Origin of the sequence: Pseudomonas sp. MF4836, assembly GCF_002018875.1 — a bacterium.
GTDB lineage: Bacteria > Pseudomonadota > Gammaproteobacteria > Pseudomonadales > Pseudomonadaceae > Aquipseudomonas.
The window spans coordinates 669118-687917 of record NZ_MVOL01000002.1 but is presented as its reverse complement, the minus strand read 5'-3'; the positions used below and the strand labels follow the sequence as shown (position 1 = coordinate 687917).

Below are 18800 nucleotides of genomic sequence, written 5' to 3'. Positions count from 1 at the left end.
ATTAATCGCCCGTGACCCGGAGCACCGCCGCAGATCGACGCGCCACTATAAATGAAGCACAGCCCACAGCCTATGCGACCAGTCGGTCGCGAAATGAATCAGGTCGCATTGCAGATTATTGACGTACGACACTCATAGGATTGAAAAGAGGTGCTAGCATAGAGCCACCAGTCGACCTCAGCATGCAGCCTAACTAGTAGTCAGGATATGACCGAGCCAGAAGACCCCAGCCGTGAGCGCCTCAAGCACCACTTTGCCCAGCGGGTAATTCATCAGGCACGTCAGATTCTTGAGATATGGCAACGCCTGCAACGCAGCGAATGGTCCACCGCCGACATGTCCGAACTCAGTGAGGCCAACCTGCGCCTGCTGCGTTTCGCCGAACGTTTCGAACAACCCGAACACAGCCAATTGGCCCGCAGCATCAGCGATTCGCTGAGCGCCGTGGATGCCAATCGCGGACGCCTGAGCAGTGGCCTGATCACTGACCTCAACCGCTTGATGCAACGCCTGTCGCGCACCGGCCTGCGCCACGGCGACCAACTGGAACAAACCTTCCTGCCGCCCCTGCGCAAGCCGATCTACGTGATGCTGCAAGACCACGATCGCGCCGAACGCCTGGCCAAGCAGTTGGAGTTCTTCGGTCTCAGTGCCCAGTCCCTGGACAGCGTCGATGCGTTTCGCGCCTCCATGGTCGAGCGCCTGCCGGCGGCGATCGTCATCGACGTCGACTTCAGCGGCGCCGGCCAAGGCCTGAAACTGGCGGCCGAAGCCCAGGAAGGCCTGGAACACAAACTGCCGCTGCTGTTTTTCAGCCTCCACGAAACCGACACCCCGACCCGCCTCGCGGCGGTGCGTGCCGGTGGCCAGGAGTTTCTCACCGGAACCCTGGAAGCCTCGAGCCTGCTGGAGAAAATCGAAGTCCTGACCTGCGTCGCCCAGTACGAGCCCTATAAGGTGCTGATCATCGACGACTCGCGGGCCCAGGCCATGCACACCGAGCGCCTGCTCAACAGCGCCGGGATTGTCACCCGCACCCTGATCGAACCGATCCAGGCCATGGCCGAGCTGGCGGATTTCCAGCCGGACCTGATCATCCTCGACATGTACATGCCGGCCTGCACCGGCACCGAGTTGGCCAAGGTGATCCGCCATAACGACCGTTATGTCAGCGTGCCGATCATCTACCTGTCGGCCGAAGACGACCTGGACAAGCAACTCGACGCCATGAGCGAAGGCGGCGACGACTTCCTGACCAAGCCGATCAAGCCGCGCCACCTGATCACCACCGTGCGCAACCGCGCGGCACGGGCGCGCAACCTCAAGGCGCGGATGGTCCGCGACAGCCTGACCGGGCTGTACAACCACACCCATATCCTGCAACTGCTCGAAGACTGCAGCTTCCGCGCCCGCCGCGAAAGCAAGCCGCTGAGCTTTGCCATGCTCGATATCGACCACTTCAAGCGGGTCAATGACAGCCACGGCCACCCCATGGGCGACCGGGTGATCAAGAGCCTGGCGCTGTTTCTCAAGCAACGCCTGCGCAAGACCGACTTTATCGGCCGTTACGGCGGTGAAGAATTCGCCATCGTCATGCCCGACACCGACGTCGAATCGGCCTGCAAGGTGCTGGACGAAATCCGCCAGCGCTTCGCCGAAATCCACTACCCCGCACAGCCCCAGGACCTGTGGTGCACCTTCAGCGCCGGGGTGGTGGAACTGCGCGAAGATTCCGACAGCCTGATGATGGCCAGCCAGGCCGATGAAGCGCTCTACCGCGCCAAGAACAGCGGCCGCAACCGGGTCCAGGCAGCGCGACATCAAAGTGCTATCTTTTCCACCGAATCGGCCGATTCGGTCATAACCCTGTAACACAAACGCAATAAATTCAGGCGCTTACCATTCAAGTCGTTGGTAGAGCCCCGATGCGCCTGAAGCTGCTGACCAATCTCAATACCCTGTTACTCGTTGCCGTGTGCCTGGCCCTGGGCGCGACCCTGTGGTGGTCGCAGCGGGCCCTGGAGCGCCCCTATCTGCTGATGGAGCATTACCTGGGCCTGTCCCAGCAGTTCCAGAGCGACGTGGCGCGCAATATCGAGGACTACCTGGCCAGCGGCGACGCCCTGCGCCTGAGCAGCGCCAGCCAGGCCATCGAAACCCTGCAGAACGAGCTTGGCCAATTGCCCCCGGAGCTGGCGCAAAGCCTGCGCCCGAGCCTGGCCAGCCTCGACCAGTTCAGCAAGAGTGATCTGCTGGCCGCTGGCAAGCTGGCCGGCGACCCGCAGGCCCTGTTGCTGCAGGCCGAACGCGAGCTGGGGGCCAACCTTGAACAGCTCAGCCAATACGCCAGCAGCACCGACAGCGCCAACGCCCGTGCCTACCTGCCGCTGCTGCTGAGCGCCGCGCAGCACCTGGGCAAGCTGTCCCTGGCCCGGGACAAACTGGTGAGCAGCGGACGCAGCGAGCTGGCCGCCGATGTCGAGCGCGAGGTGAACAACATCCGCAGCCAGGCCGAGCGCCTGGAGGCCCTGCCGTTGCTCGGAGTGACCAGCAGCAGTGAATCCAACACCGATGACTTCGCCGCCCTGATGGGCCTGGACAACAGCGTGAAAGCCGTCGCCGAAGACACCGGCGTCGGCCTCAAGCGGGAACTCAACAGCCTGCTCACCCGCTACCCGGCCGAGTTGAACCGCACCCGCGAACAGATCCAGAAACGCGCCGACCTCAGCGCCGCCACCCACCTGAAAATCGCCACCGTGCAACAGGCCATCGCCGGGCTGGAGCCGGCGGTGCGCGCCCAGCACGGGCAGATCCAGGGCGAAGTGCGGCTGATGCAAGGCCTGATGATCGGCCTGATCCTATTGATCGCATTGGTGATCGACACCCTGCAACGCAAGCTGGCGCGGGTCCTGACCAACCTGGCCCCGGCGCTGTCGACCTGGGCCGAGGGCGACTTCAGCCAGGGCATCCACCTGGGCAAGACCAACCGCGAGTTGCATGCGATCGAGGAGTCATTGAATCGCCTGCGGGCCTATCTGGTGGACCTGGTGGGCACCATTCGCCAGAACGCCGAGCAGGTCGCCGGCAGCAGCCGAGCCCTGGCCGAGTTGAGCAGCGGCTTGCACAGCGGCGCGCAACGCCAGGCGGGTGATACCGCGCAGATCCGCGATGCCCTGGGCGAACTGGAAGCCACCATTCAGCAAGTAGCCGGCGATGCCAGCCAGGCCGCCGACGCCAGCCGCAGCGCCGGGCTCGCCGTGGAGCACGGGCAGAAAGTGATTGGCCTGAGCCTGACCGGGCTCCACGCACTGGTGGATGAAGTGCAAGGCAACGCACAGATGATCGAGCACCTGGCTGAAGAGTCGGCGACCATCGGCGGCGTACTGACGGTGATCCGCTCGATCGCCGACCAGACCAACCTGCTGGCCCTTAACGCGGCCATCGAAGCGGCTCGGGCCGGGGAAATGGGCCGTGGTTTTGCCGTGGTGGCCGAGGAAGTGCGCTCCCTGGCGCAACGTACCGCCGGCGCCACCGCCGAGATCCAGACCCTGATCGCCGGCCTGCAGACCGCCGCCCGGCAATCGGTGGAAGGCATGCGCGCCCAGGTCGAACACGCCGAAGCCACGGCCAATCAGGCCCAGGCCGCCGATGGCGCGCTGGACAAGATCGTCGGCGCGATCCAGACCATCTCCGATACCGCCGTGCGCATCGCCGACGTCACTGCCCAGCAAAGCGGCGCCGTCAGCGAGATCCGCGATCACAGCGAACGCATCCACCAACTGGGCGGCGACAACCTGCTGCGCATCGGCGAAGGCCGCGAACAAGGCGCCACCCTGCTGACCCTGGGCGGTCAGTTGCACACCGCCGTGCAGGCCTTTCGCGTGTGACCCACCCCGTAGCCGCTACCGCCCGGCTGCGGCTACAGGCACGCCACAGCGGCCATGAAGGCCGGCGTCCGTTATCATGCGCACACTTTCGATTCGCGAGATCGCCATGCGCCGCCTGCTCTGCCTGATGCTGCTAATGCTCGCCCTGCCGGCAACCGCCGCCGGGCTTCTGGATTCACGCCCCAGCTCGACCCTGGGCGCGGTCAATAACAGCGCCGACTTCCTGCCGGTGCGCCAAGCCTTCCAATTGAGCCTGGTGCAGAGCACGCCCGAGTCGATCAAGCTGCGCTTCGTCGCCACCGAAGGTTATTACCTCTACCGCCACCGCTTTCAGTTCCGCAGCGAGCCGGCCGATATCGGCCTCGGCGCGGCGCAGTTGCCCGCAGGCGAGCAGAAACACGATGAGTACTTCGGCGATGTCGAGGTCTATCACGGCATTCTCGACGTCGAGCTGCCACGCACGGCCAACGACCCACGGGCCTTTACCCTGGCCGTCACCTACCAGGGCTGCGCCGACAAGGGCCTGTGTTATCCACCGGAAACCGAACGCCTGCAGATCGACCCGACGGGCAGCCCTGCAACACACTGGAGCTGGCGCGAACTGACGGTGTTCCTGCTCGCCGGCATCGGGCTGACCTTTACCCCCTGTGTCCTGCCGATGCTGCCGATTCTGTCCGGGGTGGTGTTGCGTGGCCAGGTGGGTGGCTGGCGCGGTTTCACCCTCTCGGTGGCCTACGTGCTGCCGATGGCCGCCTGCTTTGCCCTGCTCGGTGCTCTGATGGGGATGTTCGGCGCACAACTGAACTTGCAGGCGCGCCTGCAATCGGCCTGGGTGCTGGGGCCTTTCGCGCTGTTCTTCGCGCTGTTCGCCCTGGCGATGTTCGACGTGTTCGAACTCAAGCTGCCGCGCTTTATCAGCAACCGACTGGAACACATTGCCGGGCGTACCCAAGGCGGGTCGCTGTGGGGCGCAGCGGTTCTGGGAGTGGTTTCCAGCCTGCTGGTATCGCCCTGCGTATCCGCGCCACTGGCCGGCGCCCTGCTGTATATAAGCGGCAGCGGCGATGCCCTGGGCGGGGCCTTGAAACTGTTCGCCCTGGGCCTGGGCATGGGCCTGCCGCTGGTAGTGGTGGCCACGGGTGGCGCGGCCTGGCTGCCGAAAAGCGGCTCATGGCTGATCTACGTGAAAAACGCGATTGGCGTGCTCCTGCTGGGCCTGGCCATCGGCCTGCTGAGCCGGGTATTGCCGGGGCAGATCACCTTGCTGCTGGTGGGCGCGCTGGCGGCGGGCGTCGGGCTGTTCCTCGGCGCGCTGGAGTTTATCTACAAGGCGCCCCGCCAGCGCCTGGCGCAATTGCTGGGTCTGTTCCTGCTGTTTTATGCACTGGCCTGCTGGTATGGCGCGCTCAGCGGTCAAACCGACCCGCTGCGCCCTCTTCCCGGCAGCACGCCTGCGGTGGCGACCCAGGCGTCGAACGGCGCCTGGCAAACCATCGATACGCCGGCCGCGCTGGAGCAGGCACTGGCCGAGGCCAAAACAGCGCGCCAGCCGCTGCTGCTCGACTGGTACGCTGACTGGTGCATCAGCTGCAAAGTCATCGAGCACCAGGTGCTGAACGACAGCCAGGTGGTCGACCGGCTCAAGGGCTATCGCCTGATCCGCTTCGACATGACCGCCAGCAATGCCGAGCAACGCGCCCTGCTCGATCGCTACCAATTGTTCGGGCCACCGGCCTTGCTGTTTTTTGGCAAAGATGGCGCCGAACGTGCAGAAGTCAGGGTGATTGGTGAAATCAACGCGGCGGACTTCGCCGAACGTGTAGCCAAAGCGAATGACCGGATTTAAACACCCAGTCACATATTTTGCGCAAACATCGGTCATCGTGCTGGCTATTGCAGAGAACTGGACAGTCATAAACGCTTTGCGGCATAGTCGCGCAGTTCTGGGCACTGCTCACTCTAATAACGGCGCGATAACAAGGAACAGCAGATGGCGACCCTACTGGTTCTGCACGGACCCAACCTGAACCTGCTCGGCACCCGTGAACCGGGCGTCTACGGTGCAGTGACCCTGGCCCAGATCAATCAAGACCTGGAACAGCGGGCCCGTGATGCCGGGCACCATTTGCTCTACCTGCAAAGCAACGCCGAGTATGAATTGATCGATCGGATCCATGCTGCCCGTGGCGAAGGCGTGGACTTCATTTTGATCAATCCAGCAGCTTTTACACATACAAGCGTCGCATTACGTGACGCGCTGCTGGCGGTGAGCATCCCATTCATCGAAGTGCATTTGTCCAACGTGCACAAACGCGAACCATTCCGCCATCACTCCTACTTCTCCGACGTTGCGGTGGGAGTGATCTGCGGCCTTGGCGCCAGCGGTTACCGACTGGCCCTGGAGGCCGCACTAGAGCAGCTTGAACAACAAGCTAAACGCCCCTGACCGACCCTTGGGAGTTGATGATTCATGGATATCCGTAAAGTTAAGAAACTGATCGAACTGCTGGAAGAGTCCGGCATCGACGAGCTGGAGATCAAGGAAGGCGAAGAGTCCGTACGCATCAGCCGCCACAGCAAGACTCCAGCCCAGCAATACTACGCACCGGCTCCAATGGCCGCTCCGGTTGCCGCTCCAGCCGCTGCTCCGGCCGCCGCTGCTGCGCCAGCCGCACCCGCAGCCCCAGTGCTGAACGGCACCGTTGCCCGTTCGCCAATGGTTGGCACTTTCTATCGCAAGTCTTCCCCGTCCTCGCCGTCCTTCGTTGAAGTTGGCCAGAGCGTGAAGAAAGGCGACACCCTGTGCATCGTTGAAGCCATGAAGATGATGAACCACATCGAAGCTGAAACCAGCGGTGTGATCGAGTCCATCCTCGTCGAAGACGGCCAGCCGGTTGAGTACGACCAACCGCTGTTCACCATCGTTTGAGCCGCGGAGTGCCTTTGATGCCGACCCCTGCGAAGTTGGAAAAAGTCCTGATTGCCAACCGCGGTGAAATTGCACTGCGGATCCTGCGCGCTTGCAAGGAAATGGGAATCAAGACCGTCGCCGTTTACTCCAAGGCGGACAAAGAGCTGATGCACCTGGGCCTGGCAGACGAATCCGTCTGCATCGGTCCGGCGCAAGCTGCACAGTCTTACCTGCACATCCCGGCCATCATCGCGGCAGCAGAAGTCACCGGCGCCACGGCGATTCACCCAGGCTACGGTTTCCTCGCGGAAAACGCCGACTTCGCCGAACAGGTGGAAAACTCCGGCTTCGCCTTCATCGGCCCGAAAGCTGAAACCATCCGCCTGATGGGCGACAAGGTTTCGGCCAAGCACGCCATGATCGCTGCCGGCGTACCGACCGTTCCAGGCTCCGACGGCCCACTGCCCGAAGACGAAGAAACCGCGTTGCGCATCGGCCGTGAAGTCGGCTACCCGGTGATCATCAAGGCCGCTGGCGGCGGTGGTGGTCGCGGCATGCGTGTGGTGCACAAAGAAGAAGACCTGATCTCCTCGGCCAAGCTGACCCGCTCCGAAGCGGGCGCAGCGTTCGGTAACCCGATGGTCTATCTGGAAAAATTCCTGACCAACCCACGTCACGTGGAAGTCCAGGTGCTTTCCGATGGCCAGGGCCACGCCATCCACCTGGGCGACCGCGATTGCTCGCTGCAACGTCGTCACCAGAAGGTTCTCGAAGAAGCACCGGCACCGGGCATCGACGAGAAAGCGCGTCAGGAAGTCTTCGCCCGCTGCGTCAAGGCGTGCATCGACATCGGCTACCGTGGCGCCGGCACGTTCGAGTTCCTCTACGAGAACGGCAGCTTCTACTTCATCGAGATGAACACTCGTGTCCAGGTAGAGCACCCGGTATCGGAAATGGTCACCGGCATCGACATCGTCAAGGAGATGCTCAGCATCGCCGCCGGCAACAAGTTGTCGTTCACCCAGGATGACGTGGTCATCCGCGGTCACGCGCTGGAATGCCGGATCAACGCCGAAGACCCGAAAACCTTCATGCCAAGCCCAGGCACGGTCAAGCATTTCCATGCTCCGGGCGGCAATGGCGTACGTGTCGATTCGCACCTGTACAGCGGTTATGCGGTTCCACCGAACTACGATTCGTTGATCGGCAAGCTGATCACTTACGGGGCGACCCGTGACGAAGCCATGGCGCGCATGCGCAATGCGCTGGACGAAATCGTCGTCGACGGGATCAAGACCAACATCCCGCTGCACCGCGACCTGACCCGTGACGAAGGCTTCTGCAAAGGGGGAGTGAACATTCACTACCTGGAGCACAAGCTGGCCGAGCAACACTGATCGGCACACGCCACACCGACAAAGCCGCTTTCGAGCGGCTTTGTTGTTTCTGAAACACAGACATGACCTCCGCCGCCGCGGCGAAGGGCACGCTCCGTCGCCACCGGGATATCCTGTGCAACCCGGTCCTGGCTCGCGTAAACTTGCGCGCTTCTCGCGGCCCGCTAGGCTGCACAACACATATTTTCAAAGGTGCCCGCCATGCCTTGGCTGCAAGTCCGTCTCGCCATCAGCCCAGAACAAGCCGAAACCTATGAAGACGCTTTTCTTGAAGTCGGTGCCGTCTCGGTCACCTTCATGGACGCCGAGGATCAGCCGATCTTCGAACCGGAACTCAACACCACCCCGCTGTGGTCCCACACTCACCTGCTGGCCCTGTTCGAAGACGGCGCCGATCCGGCCAGCGTACTGGCCCACCTCGAGCTGCTGACCGGCAGCCCGCTGCCCGAGCACCACAGCGAAGTGATCGAGGACCAGGATTGGGAGCGTAGCTGGATGGACAATTTCCAGCCCATGCGTTTCGGCCAGCGCCTGTGGATCGTCCCGAGCTGGCACGCCGCGCCGGAGCCGGACGCGGTCAACCTGTTGCTGGACCCGGGCCTGGCGTTCGGCACCGGCACCCACCCGACCACCGCACTGTGCCTGGAATGGCTGGATGGCCAGGACCTCAAGGACTGCAACGTGCTCGACTTCGGCTGCGGCTCGGGGATCCTGGCCATCGCCGCCCTGCTGCTGGGCGCCAAGGAAGCCGTCGGCACCGACATCGACGTCCAGGCCCTGGAAGCCTCCCGCGATAACGCCGGGCGCAACAATATCGCCGAAGCGCTGTTCCCGCTGTACTTGCCGCAGGATCTGCCCCAGGTCCAGGCCGATGTACTGGTGGCCAATATCCTCGCCGGCCCCCTGGTCTCCCTGGCCCCGCAGCTGTCGAGCCTGGTCAAGCCCGGCGGTCGCCTGGCACTGTCGGGGATCCTGGCGGAACAGGGCGAAGAAGTCGCCGCGGCCTATGCCCAGGACTTCGACCTGGACCCCATCGCCAATCGCGATGGCTGGGTGCGCATCAGCGGCCGTCGGCGCTAGAATGGCCGCCTGCATAATCCGGATGGCCGCATGACCGACAGTTTTGTCACCCAGTGCCCGCATTGCCAGACCAGCTTCCGCGTCAGCCACGCCCAGTTGAGCGTGGCCCGTGGCGTGGTGCGCTGCGGCTCTTGCCTGCAGGTGTTCAACGCGGCGCGCCAACTGCTGGAACAACGCGCCAACCGGGACGCCGCGGCCACTCCGGCACCGGTGGCGCCCGTTGCCCCTCCCCCGCAGCGCGCCATCAGCCAGAAGCAATGGTCGGCCAGCGAACTCGACCTGGATCACCTGGACCTCGATGAGGAACTGGCCAAGCTCGAACAACGGGAAATCCAGCCCGCCAAGGCCTTCGGCCAGGACCGCGGCCACCGCGAAGAGTCGCTGAGCGCCCGCCGCGATCAACCGGACGCCGAAGACGAACACTGGCCCGACAGCCTGTTCAGCGCCACCGCCGACGAGCGCGACGAGCTCGATACCAGCAAGACGCAAGAGCACCCGGCCCCGACCGCCGAGCCGCAGAAACCCGGACGCACCGAGCCTTCGCTGTCATTCAACCTGGCCGACCTCGAAGACGAACCCGGCACACGCCACATCGAGCACGACAACGACCTCGAACCAGCTGCGCATCCAACCGCGCCGATCGCCGCCGAGCGCGACGAGGACGACGTCGAGGTGCCCGTCAACGGCAAGCAAAAGCGCGGCCGCAGCGAACCCGGCGTCCAGGACGACGTGCTGCTGGACCTGGTCGACGACCCGATTCACCTCGACTGGCAAAAGCGTCGCTCGCCCTGGGGCCGGCGCCTGCTGTGGAGCCTGTTGATCCTGCTGGCCGCCGCGGCCCTGGCCGGGCAGTACATTGCCTATCACTTCGACGAACTGGCGCGCCAGGACCAGTACCGCCCCTGGTTCCAGCAACTGTGCCCGGAAATGGGCTGCACCGTGCCGTCCAAGGTCGATATCGCCCGAATCAAGAGCAGCAACCTGGTGGTCCGCAGCCATCCGGATTTCAGCGGCGCGCTGGTGGTGGACGCCATCATCTATAACCGCGCGCCGTTCTCCCAGCCGTTCCCCCTGCTGGAACTGCGCTTCGCCGACCTCAATGGGCAACTGATCGCCAGTCGACGCTTCAAACCCGGCGAGTACCTCAACGGCGAGCTCGAAGGCCTGTCGGAAATGCCACCGCAGACGCCAATCCACATCGCCCTGGACATTCTTGATCCGGGCCCCAAGGCCGTGAACTACAGTCTGAGCTTCCACTCTCCCGAGTGATCCGGTCACTGGCCGCACAGGCGGCACACTTTTGACGGCAGTTTTCCGATAGCCCCGGCCGACCAAACCGCTGGCGATAAAGGAATAACTGTTCAGATTTTATCCAATTCAGCCTTTAACCAGTCATCGAGAGCGGGTATCATGCCAACCCTTTTTCGAACTCTCATGATCCGGCCCCACAACAGGGAAGTCCTATGTCGGCGGTACGCATCGGCCCATATACATTGCACAACGGCTTGATTCTCGCCCCCATGGCGGGTGTCACCGACCAGCCCTTTCGTCAGCTTTGCAAGCGTTTGGGCGCAGGGCTTGTAGTCTCGGAAATGGTCACCAGCGACATGAGTTTGTGGAACACCCGCAAATCGCGGATGCGCATGATTCACGAAGGTGATCCCGAGCCGCGCTCGGTACAGATCGCCGGCGGTGATGCGCAGATGCTGGCGGATGCAGCCCGGGCCAACGTCGAGCTGGGCGCACAGATTATTGATATCAACATGGGCTGTCCGGCCAAGAAGGTCTGCAACAAGGCCGCCGGTTCCGCACTGTTGAAAGATGAAGAGCTGGTGACCGAGATCCTGCAGGCCGTGGTGGCTGCGGTCGATGTGCCGGTCACCCTGAAGATCCGCACCGGCTGGGACCGGGCGAACAAGAACGGCCTGACGGTGGCGAAGATCGCCGAACAGGCAGGCATTACGGCTTTGGCGGTCCATGGGCGGACCCGCGCCGACCTGTACACCGGTGAAGCCGAGTACGACACCATTGCCGCGATCAAGCAGGCGGTGTCGATTCCGGTCTTCGCCAACGGCGATATCGACTCACCCGAAAAGGCCCGGCAGGTGTTGCATGCCACCGGAGCCGACGGGCTGTTGATCGGCCGGGCCGCCCAGGGGCGGCCATGGATTTTTCGTGAAATCGAGCACTTTCTGCGTACCGGCGAAATTCTTCCGGCACCGGAGCTGTTTGAAGTGGAACGTATTCTGCTAGAGCACCTGGCCGCGCTGCATGCCTTCTATGGAGATGTCATGGGCGTACGCATTGCTCGAAAGCATGTCGGCTGGTATCTCGCAACCCTGCCGGGCGCCAGGGAGTTTCGCGCCCACTTCAATCGTTTGGAAGATACGGAAGCACAGTGCGCCAACGTTCGTGAGTTCTTTGCCGAGCGTTACAAGAGCCTGGTGACAGGGGACGGAGAAGGGGTGGCCGCATGACGATGATGACCGAGACTTTAGTGAGTGGAACAACACCCGTGAGCGACAACGTGAATTTGAAACAGCACCTCAATACGCCGAGCGAAGAAGGCCAGACCCTTCGCGGGAGTGTCGAAAAGGCGCTGCACAATTATTTCGCCCACCTTGAGGGCGCTGCCGTCACGGACGTGTACAACCTGGTGCTCTCCGAAGTCGAGGCCCCGTTGCTCGAAAGCGTGATGAACTACGTCAAGGGCAATCAGACCAAGGCCAGCGAGCTGCTGGGCTTGAACCGCGGCACCCTGCGCAAGAAGCTCAAACAATACGATTTGCTGTAAGCATTCAATCAAACCAGAAAGGCGCCCGCGTAAAACCGGTCGCCTTTTTTGCTGACTCCTTTGCTTTTGATGGAAATTGAGATGACCGACCAGACCACCCGCCTGCCGATCCGCCGCGCCTTGATCAGTGTTTCCGACAAGACCGGGATCCTCGAATTCGCCAAGGAGCTGGAAGCCCTGGGCGTCGAGATCCTCTCCACCGGCGGGACCTTCAAGCTGCTGCGCGACAACGGCGTGGCCGCAGTGGAAGTCGCGGATTACACCGGCTTCGCGGAAATGATGGACGGTCGGGTCAAGACCCTGCACCCGAAAATCCACGGCGGCATCCTCGGCCGTCGCGGCATCGACGACGCCATCATGAGCGAACACGGGATCAAGCCGATCGACCTGGTCGCGGTCAACCTCTACCCGTTCGAAGCCACTATCAACAAGCCAGGCTGCGACCTGCCGACGGCCATCGAGAACATCGATATCGGCGGCCCGACCATGGTTCGCTCGGCGGCCAAGAACCACAAAGACGTGGCCATCGTGGTCAACGCCAGCGATTACGCCAGTGTCCTGGAAGGCCTGAAAGCCGGTGGCCTGACCTACGCCCAGCGTTTCGACCTGATGCTCAAGGCCTTCGAACACACCGCCGCCTACGACGGCATGATTGCCAACTACATGGGCACCGTGAACCAGGCGGCTGAAACCCTGTCGACTTCCGGCCGCAGCCAGTTCCCGCGGACCTTCAACAGCCAGTTCATCAAGGCCCAGGAAATGCGCTACGGCGAGAACCCGCACCAGAGCGCGGCGTTCTACGTGGAAGCCAAGCCTGCCGAAGTCGGCATCGCCACCGCGACCCAGCTGCAAGGCAAAGAGCTGTCGTACAACAACGTGGCCGACACCGACGCCGCGCTGGAATGCGTGAAGAGCTTCGTCAAGCCGGCCTGCGTGATCGTCAAGCACGCCAACCCGTGCGGCGTGGCCGTGAGCCCGGACGCCGAAGGCGGCATTCGCCAGGCCTACGAACTGGCCTACGCCACCGATACCGAATCGGCCTTCGGCGGCATCATTGCCTTTAACCGCGAGTTGGACGCCGAGACCGCCAAGGCCATCGTCGAGCGTCAGTTCGTCGAAGTGATCATCGCCCCGAGCGTCAGCGAAGAAGCCCGCGCCATCGTCGCTGCCAAAGCCAACGTGCGCCTGCTGGCCTGCGGCGAATGGTCGGCTGAACGTGCCGCTGCCTGGGACTACAAGCGCGTCAATGGCGGCCTGCTGGTACAGAGCCGCGACATCGGCATGATCGGCAGCCAGGACCTGAAGGTGGTGACCAAGCGCGCCCCGACCGAACAGGAAATCAACGACCTGATCTTCGCCTGGAAAGTGGCCAAGTACGTTAAATCCAACGCCATCGTCTACGCCAAGAACCGCCAGACCATCGGTGTCGGCGCCGGCCAGATGAGCCGCGTGAACTCGGCGCGCATCGCCGCGATCAAGGCTGAGCACGCCGGTTTGCAGGTCGCGGGTTCGGTGATGGCTTCCGACGCGTTCTTCCCGTTCCGCGACGGCCTGGACAACGCAGCCAAGGTCGGCATCACCGCCGTGATCCAGCCAGGCGGCTCGATGCGCGACAGCGAAGTGATTGCCGCAGCCGACGAAGCCGGCATTGCCATGGTATTCACCGGCATGCGCCACTTCCGTCACTGATACGACAACGGTCGCACTGACACCGGCATCTGCTGCGTTGGAGCCCACCCCGATGATGCTCATTGCCAACAGGCAACTCCGCTCATCGAGGTGGGCTCCGCCTTGCATCTAGCGGTGTCATTGCAGCCTCCTACGGCGTGAAGCGCTTTAGGTTCTAAAACAGAATTAGCGTCATCCGAGGTTTTTGAAATGAATGTACTGATCATCGGTAGCGGCGGTCGTGAACACGCCCTGGCCTGGAAAGTCGCTCAGGACCCACGCGTCCAGAAAGTATTCGTGGCACCGGGCAACGCCGGCACCGCCATTGAAGCCAAGTGCGAGAACGTCGCCATCGACGTGCTGGCCCTGGAGCAGTTGGCCGATTTCGCTGAGAAGAATGTCTCCCTGACCATTGTTGGCCCGGAAGTGCCGCTGGTGGCCGGTGTGGTCGACCTGTTCCGCAGCCGTGGCCTGGATTGCTTCGGCCCGACCGCCGGTGCCGCGCAGCTCGAAGGTTCGAAAGCCTTCACCAAGGACTTCCTGGCCCGCCACAAGATCCCGACTGCCGACTACCAGAACTTCACCGAGATCGAGCCGGCCCTGGCTTATCTGCGTGAAAAAGGCGCACCGATCGTGATCAAGGCCGACGGCCTGGCCGCCGGTAAAGGCGTGATCGTCGCCATGACCCTGGGCGAAGCCGAAGACGCGGTACGCGACATGCTGGCCGGCAATGCCTTCGGCGAAGCCGGTTCGCGGGTGGTGATCGAAGAGTTTCTCGACGGCGAGGAAGCCAGCTTCATCGTCATGGTCGACGGCAAGAACGTGCTGCCCATGGCCACCAGCCAGGACCACAAGCGCGTCGGCGACGCCGACACCGGGCCGAACACCGGCGGCATGGGTGCCTACTCCCCGGCGCCAGTGGTCACGGCCCAAGTGCACCAGCGGGTGATGGACCTGGTGATCTGGCCGACCGTGCGCGGCATGGCCGACGAAGGCAACGTCTACACCGGCTTCCTGTACGCCGGCTTGATGATCGACAAGGCTGGCAATCCGAAAGTCATCGAGTTCAACTGCCGCTTCGGCGACCCGGAAACCCAACCGGTGATGCTGCGTCTGCAGTCGAGCCTGGTGTTGCTGGTGGAAGCCGCCCTGGCCCAGGCCCTGGACAAGGTCGAAGCTCAATGGGATCCACGTCCGAGCGTGGGCATCGTGCTCGCGGCCGGTGGCTACCCGGGTGACTACGCCAAAGGCGCAGCCATCACCGGCCTGGACGCCGCCGCCAGCCTGGAAGGCAAAGTGTTCCACGCCGGCACTGCGCTCAAGGACGGCCAGGTGGTGACCGCCGGCGGTCGCGTGCTGTGCGCCACGGCCCTGGGCAACAGTGTCGACGCCGCCCAGCAACAAGCGTACAAACTGGCCGCCAAGATCGACTGGCCAGGCTGCTTCTACCGCAAGGACATCGGCTACCGTGCCATTGCCCGCGAGCGTGGCGAAGAACAGCAATAAGGCGGCCCTATCGCTCGGCAAGGGTCCCTGCCCTTGCCGTAGCGGCATGCCCCCGCGCATAGTTACAACCTGGCATCAACCTACGAAGGGATTTCGCCGTGCGCTGGCTCAGGATTGCCACAGGCTTCATCGCTACACTGCTGACCCTGCTCTGCTTGAACACGGCCCTGGCCGCTCAAGGCAGTGGCTGGGCGGTATTGCTCGATGAACAGGCCAGCTTGCAGCTCAGTGACATCCGCTCCCAACGCTACGCCACGCAATTCAGCCCGATCGAACTCGACAAGCTGACCGCTGCCGAACCCGACGGCGCGCTCTGGGTACGCTTCAAACTGCATCCCGATCAGCACGAACAACTGCTGCGCATCTTCGCTCCCGACCTGTCGCAGCTGAATCTGTATGTGTTCGACGGCGACCGCCTGATCGAGCAAGTGAACACCGGCACCCATCAGCCCCAGACCGAAAAAAACCTGCCCAGCAACGACTTCATGTTGCCGTTGCCGCAGAACGAGAAAACCCTCGACGTCTACCTGCGCCTGGTTTCCGACCATCAATTGCGCCCCTACATCACCCTGCAAACGGCAGTCATGGCCGCGGCCAACCAGAGCCAGACCCTGATCTACGGCGTCCTGTTCGGCTGCATGGCGATGCTGATCCTGCATAACCTCACCCGTTATGCCTACACCCGCTCCCGCAGCAGCCTGTGGCTCGCCGCCTGTGAGGTACTGCTGTCCCTGAGCCTGCTGATGCTGCTGAACCTGGCCGGCCCCTGGCTGCCGAACTGGCAGGCGCTGCAAACCCCGGGGGCTTACCTGGCGCTGCTGCTGACCGCCCCCTGCGGGCTGATGTTCGCCTACCGCTACTTCGCCCCGCTGGGCCCGCACCCGCTGAACAAGCTGCTGCTGGGCGACATCCTGCTGATCATCCTCTGCGGGCTGCTGCTGTTGTTCGTCAACACCCTGCCGCTGAACATCATCACCTACGCCCTGGTGGCGCTGGCCGGCCTGAGCATGCTGCTGGTGGGCGGTTACCACTGGCACAAGGGCTACCGCCCGGCGCGGCTGTTCGTCGCGGCCATGGTGATCTTCAACCTCGGCACCCTGGTGATTCTCCCGGCCCTGCTCGGCCTGACCCTGGTGGCGCCACAGGGTTTGATCATCACCCTGCTCAGCGTGATCTGCATCAGCGGCCTGTTGATGAGCGTCGCCCTCGGCGAGCGCCAGCGCAGCATCACCGAGAACCGCTTCAGCGTCAGCCGCGACCTGGCCGCGAGCAATGCCGAGGTCAACGCCAAGGCCGAGTTCCTGGCCAAGATCAGCCATGAAATCCGCACCCCCATGAACGGTGTGCTGGGCATGACCGAGCTGCTGCTGGGCACGCCGTTGTCGGTCAAGCAGCGCGACTACGTGCAGACCATCCACAGCGCCGGCAACGAGCTGCTGACCCTGATCAACGAGATCCTCGACATCACCAAGCTGGAGTCCGGGCAGATCGAGCTGGACGACGTGCAGTTCGACCTCAATGCGCTGATCGAAGACTGCCTGAGCATCTTCCGCGCCAAGGCCGAACAGCAGAATGTCGAGCTGATCAGTTTTATCCAGCCGCAAGTGCCACGGGTGATCAGCGGTGACCCGACCCGCCTGCGCCAGGCCCTGCTCAGCCTGCTGGAAAACGCCCTGAAGAAAACCGACGAAGGCGAAGTACTGATCGTGGTCGCCCTCGATGAGCGCAGCAGCAAGCCGCGCCTGCGCATCGCCGTGCAGGACAGCGGCCAGCCGATGGACGCCGAAGAGCGCGACGCCCTGCTGCACTCGGAACTGCACAGCAAGAACTTCCTCGCCGCGACCCGCCTGGGGGGCAACCTGGGGCTGGTGATCGCGCGGCAACTGGTGCTGCTGATGCACGGCGAATTCGGCATCAAGAGCAGCGCCAACCAGGGCAGCACCCTGTGGCTGACCCTGCCCCTGGACCCGGAACGCCTGGAACACCCGACCTCGGACCTCGACGGCCCGCTGCAAGGCGCGCGGGTGCTGGTGGTGGACGACAACGACACCTGCCGCAAAGTCCTGGTGCAGCAATGCAGCGCCTGGGGCCTGAACGTGAGTGCCGTGCCGTCGGGCAAGGAAGCCCTGGCCCTGCTGCGGACCAAGGCCCACCTGCGCGATTACTTCGATGTGGTCCTGCTCGACCAGAACATGCCCGGCATGACCGGCATGCAATTGGCGGCCAAGATCAAGGAAGACCCGAGCCTGAACCACGACATCCTGCTGATCATGCTCACTGGCATCAGCAACGCGCCAAGCAAGGTCATCGCACGCAATGCCGGGATCAAGCGCATCCTCGCCAAACCGGTGGCCGGCTACACCCTCAAGACCACCCTGGCCGACGAGCTGACCCAGCGCAACAAAGGCCTGGTTACCCCGCACTACCTGCCGGGCAACACCACGGCGCCAGCCGCGACGCCCATCACCGTGCCCAGCGATTTCCGCATCCTGGTGGCCGAAGACAACAGCATCTCGACCAAGGTCATCCGCGGCATGCTGGGCAAGCTCAACCTGCAGCCGGACACCGCCAGCAATGGCGAAGAAGCCCTGCAGGCGATGAAAGCCCAGCGCTACGACCTGGTGTTGATGGATTGCGAGATGCCGGTCCTCGACGGTTTCTCGGCCACCCAGCAACTGCGTGCCTGGGAAGTCGGCAACCAACGGGTACGCACCCCGGTGGTGGCCCTCACGGCGCACATCCTTGCCGAACACAAGGAACGCGCGCGCCAGGCCGGCATGGATGGGCACATGGCCAAGCCGGTGGAGCTCTCGCAATTGCGCGAACTGATCGAGCACTGGGTCGCCCAGCGCGACCAGCACAATCGCAGCGCCGAGCCTGCCAGCTGAGCCGACAGACTGCGCGGCGCCTGTTAAACTCGCGCTCGCCCTCCTTCGCTGCGAGCTTCCACCATGCTCCACGTGCTGTTCAGCGTTTACCTGAAGATGCTGGTGCTCTATAGCCCCTTCTTCGTCCTGTCCTGCTTTATCAGCCTGACCCGTGGTTACTCCAGCAAGGAGCGGCGGCGCCTGGCCTGGAAGGTGGCCCTGGCGACCCTGGTCTCCAGCGTGCTGCTGTATCTGTTCGGACGCGTGATCTTCAGTGTGTTCGGGATTACCGTCGACGCCTTTCGCATCGGCGCCGGCAGCGTGCTGTTCATCTCGGCGCTGGGCATGGCCCAGGGCAAGTCCGCAGTGCAGACCGACAACGTGCAACAGGACGTGACCATCGTCCCGCTGACCATTCCCCTGACCGTAGGCCCCGGCACCATCGGTGCGCTGCTGGTGATGGGGGTCAGCCAGCCGCACTGGGACGACAAACTCACCGCCATCCTCAGCATCGCCCTGGCCAGCTTTACCGTCGGCGTGGTGCTCTACCTATCAAACCGCATCGAACGCATTCTCGGTGAGCAAGGCTTGCAGATCGTCAGCCGGCTGATGGGGCTGTTCGTGTGCGCCCTGGCGGCGCAGATCATCTTCACCGGGGTTCGCGGCTACCTGGTGCCATAGCGTCCTCAT

General features: G+C 63.3%; 14 protein-coding genes. All 14 read left to right on the top strand.

The annotated features are described in order from the left end of the window. Positions 1–207 precede the first annotated feature (207 nt). The 14 genes from MF4836_RS06415 to MF4836_RS06350 all read left to right on the top strand — a co-directional run bounded on the left by MF4836_RS06415 (position 208) and on the right by MF4836_RS06350 (position 18791). Positions 208–1872, top strand: a complete 1665-nt coding sequence (locus MF4836_RS06415; protein WP_078469635.1) for a response regulator — start codon at positions 208–210, stop codon at positions 1870–1872. A gap of 53 nt (positions 1873–1925) precedes the next feature. After that, positions 1926–3887 carry a methyl-accepting chemotaxis protein gene (locus MF4836_RS06410; protein WP_078469634.1) on the top strand — a complete coding sequence of 654 codons (1962 nt, stop codon included), beginning with the start codon at positions 1926–1928 and terminating at the stop codon, positions 3885–3887. A 106-nt stretch (positions 3888–3993) separates the two neighbouring features. Beyond that, the gene (locus tag MF4836_RS06405; RefSeq protein WP_078469697.1) at positions 3994–5733 is read left to right on the top strand and encodes a protein-disulfide reductase DsbD; all 1740 of its coding nucleotides are present in this window, start codon (positions 3994–3996) and stop codon (positions 5731–5733) included. Positions 5734–5877: 144 nt separating this feature from the next. Continuing rightward, the gene (gene aroQ / locus MF4836_RS06400) at positions 5878–6333 is read left to right on the top strand and encodes a type II 3-dehydroquinate dehydratase (RefSeq protein ID WP_020299154.1); all 456 of its coding nucleotides are present in this window, start codon (positions 5878–5880) and stop codon (positions 6331–6333) included. A gap of 24 nt (positions 6334–6357) precedes the next feature. Further along, a complete protein-coding gene (gene accB / locus MF4836_RS06395; protein WP_078469633.1) occupies positions 6358–6816 on the top strand; it encodes an acetyl-CoA carboxylase biotin carboxyl carrier protein in 459 nt (152 codons plus the stop codon). Between the two features lie 17 nt (positions 6817–6833). Then, on the top strand, positions 6834–8195 hold the full coding sequence (accC, locus tag MF4836_RS06390) for an acetyl-CoA carboxylase biotin carboxylase subunit (protein WP_020299152.1): 1362 nt from the start codon (positions 6834–6836) through the stop codon (positions 8193–8195). A gap of 201 nt (positions 8196–8396) precedes the next feature. After that, complete coding sequence (prmA, locus tag MF4836_RS06385) at positions 8397–9275, top strand: 50S ribosomal protein L11 methyltransferase (protein ID WP_078469632.1); 879 nt, start codon at positions 8397–8399, stop codon at positions 9273–9275. Positions 9276–9305: 30 nt separating this feature from the next. Then, on the top strand, positions 9306–10544 hold the full coding sequence (locus tag MF4836_RS06380; protein ID WP_078469631.1) for a DUF3426 domain-containing protein: 1239 nt from the start codon (positions 9306–9308) through the stop codon (positions 10542–10544). Positions 10545–10738: 194 nt separating this feature from the next. Further along, positions 10739–11752, top strand: a complete 1014-nt coding sequence (gene dusB, locus MF4836_RS06375) for a tRNA dihydrouridine synthase DusB (RefSeq protein WP_020299149.1) — start codon at positions 10739–10741, stop codon at positions 11750–11752. Then, the gene (gene fis, locus MF4836_RS06370; protein WP_003186237.1) at positions 11749–12069 is read left to right on the top strand and encodes a DNA-binding transcriptional regulator Fis; all 321 of its coding nucleotides are present in this window, start codon (positions 11749–11751) and stop codon (positions 12067–12069) included. The genes dusB and fis overlap by 4 nt, the downstream gene beginning before the upstream one ends. Positions 12070–12150: 81 nt before the next feature. Beyond that, complete coding sequence (purH, locus tag MF4836_RS06365) at positions 12151–13758, top strand: bifunctional phosphoribosylaminoimidazolecarboxamide formyltransferase/IMP cyclohydrolase (protein ID WP_078469630.1); 1608 nt, start codon at positions 12151–12153, stop codon at positions 13756–13758. Positions 13759–13947: 189 nt separating this feature from the next. Then, positions 13948–15243: a phosphoribosylamine--glycine ligase gene (gene purD / locus MF4836_RS06360; protein ID WP_078469629.1), complete on the top strand. Its 1296-nt coding sequence runs from the start codon at positions 13948–13950 to the stop codon at positions 15241–15243. A gap of 98 nt (positions 15244–15341) precedes the next feature. Then, the gene (locus MF4836_RS06355) at positions 15342–18131 is read left to right on the top strand and encodes a hybrid sensor histidine kinase/response regulator (RefSeq protein ID WP_078469628.1); all 2790 of its coding nucleotides are present in this window, start codon (positions 15342–15344) and stop codon (positions 18129–18131) included. Positions 18132–18194: 63 nt separating this feature from the next. Continuing rightward, positions 18195–18791 carry a MarC family protein gene (locus MF4836_RS06350; protein WP_020299145.1) on the top strand — a complete coding sequence of 199 codons (597 nt, stop codon included), beginning with the start codon at positions 18195–18197 and terminating at the stop codon, positions 18789–18791. Positions 18792–18800: the final 9 nt, after the last annotated feature.

Coding starts and splice junctions, on each gene's coding strand:
- MF4836_RS06410 (WP_078469634.1), top strand. CDS start 1,926: ATGCGCCTGAAGCTGCTGACCAATCTCAATACCCTGTTACTCGTTGCC.
- purH (WP_078469630.1), top strand. CDS start 12,151: ATGACCGACCAGACCACCCGCCTGCCGATCCGCCGCGCCTTGATCAGT.
- MF4836_RS06405 (WP_078469697.1), top strand. CDS start 3,994: ATGCGCCGCCTGCTCTGCCTGATGCTGCTAATGCTCGCCCTGCCGGCA.
- prmA (WP_078469632.1), top strand. CDS start 8,397: ATGCCTTGGCTGCAAGTCCGTCTCGCCATCAGCCCAGAACAAGCCGAA.
- MF4836_RS06350 (WP_020299145.1), top strand. CDS start 18,195: ATGCTCCACGTGCTGTTCAGCGTTTACCTGAAGATGCTGGTGCTCTAT.
- purD (WP_078469629.1), top strand. CDS start 13,948: ATGAATGTACTGATCATCGGTAGCGGCGGTCGTGAACACGCCCTGGCC.
- MF4836_RS06380 (WP_078469631.1), top strand. CDS start 9,306: ATGACCGACAGTTTTGTCACCCAGTGCCCGCATTGCCAGACCAGCTTC.
- accB (WP_078469633.1), top strand. CDS start 6,358: ATGGATATCCGTAAAGTTAAGAAACTGATCGAACTGCTGGAAGAGTCC.
- accC (WP_020299152.1), top strand. CDS start 6,834: ATGCCGACCCCTGCGAAGTTGGAAAAAGTCCTGATTGCCAACCGCGGT.
- dusB (WP_020299149.1), top strand. CDS start 10,739: ATGTCGGCGGTACGCATCGGCCCATATACATTGCACAACGGCTTGATT.
- fis (WP_003186237.1), top strand. CDS start 11,749: ATGACGATGATGACCGAGACTTTAGTGAGTGGAACAACACCCGTGAGC.
- MF4836_RS06415 (WP_078469635.1), top strand. CDS start 208: ATGACCGAGCCAGAAGACCCCAGCCGTGAGCGCCTCAAGCACCACTTT.
- aroQ (WP_020299154.1), top strand. CDS start 5,878: ATGGCGACCCTACTGGTTCTGCACGGACCCAACCTGAACCTGCTCGGC.